This window comes from Mesorhizobium sp. M2A.F.Ca.ET.039.01.1.1 (assembly GCF_003998035.1).
Classification (GTDB): Bacteria; Pseudomonadota; Alphaproteobacteria; order Rhizobiales; family Rhizobiaceae; genus Mesorhizobium.
Genome location: NZ_RZRY01001349.1, coordinates 1 through 830 on the forward strand (window position 1 = coordinate 1; position 830 = coordinate 830).

An 830-nucleotide genomic window follows, 5' to 3' on the forward strand; every position below is an offset into this window, starting at 1 on the left:
TCGCCGGCGGCTTCGCGCACGCCGTTCAGCGGATCGAGGCCGGTGGCGTCGGCGCCCTTGTCGTCGGTCAAGAGCATGGTGTCGGCGAGCGTCGCCTTGACGCCGGCCTGTTCCTGTCCGGCGGCTGGGGCCGCGCCAGGAGCGGTCGGCGTCAGCTCGATCGCGATGGTGTTTAGGCGCGGGCGGTAGTCGGCGGTGCCGGCGACATTGTAGCCGCGGTCCGGCAGCAGCCAGAGCGAGCCCTTGTAGCTGGCGCCGTTGCGCACCCAGCCCTTGGCGTCGATCGCCATGCCGGAACCCGAACCGAACGTCTCGCCGAACTTGTCCTTCTGGCTCGCCGGAATGCGGCCGACGCCGACGAGCCCCTTGTTGACATAGGCGACGCTATCGGCGAGCGCCGGCGTCATGGCGGTGAACAGGGCGAGCAGCGCGCCGAGCGTGGCGGTTCGGTTGAGATGTTTCATGGAAATCCCCTTCGTGACGAGCAGAGCGGCCATTGGCTCAAAAGGGCGCGGCACCGACGATGCGGGGCAGCCCTTGCCGTCGAGCGGTCTAGGACGTGAACGTGATGGTTGCGTGACAGGCTGGGTGCGCTTTTCCTTCTCCCCTTGTGGGAGAAGGTGGATCGGCGCGATAGCGCCGAGACGGATGAGGGGTGTGCCAGCGGAGTGGATACGTTGGCTTTCCCTGGAGCACCCCTCATCCGACCGAGCTTCGCTCGGCCACCTTCTCCCGCAAGGGGCAGGGCTGTCCGGGGAAAGGTTCGGGTGAATCGAAATGCCGCATGTGCATGCCCCGTAAGACGGGGATTTTCCGTCTACCTTCTGGTT

1 pseudogene is annotated in these 830 nt (G+C 66.5%); it reads right to left on the minus strand.

Annotation, left to right across the window (positions count from 1 at the left end):
- Positions 1-464 (minus strand): annotated as a pseudogene (locus tag EOA24_RS39795) (hypothetical protein); the annotation flags it as partial.
- Between the last annotated feature and the right edge of the window lie 366 nt (positions 465-830).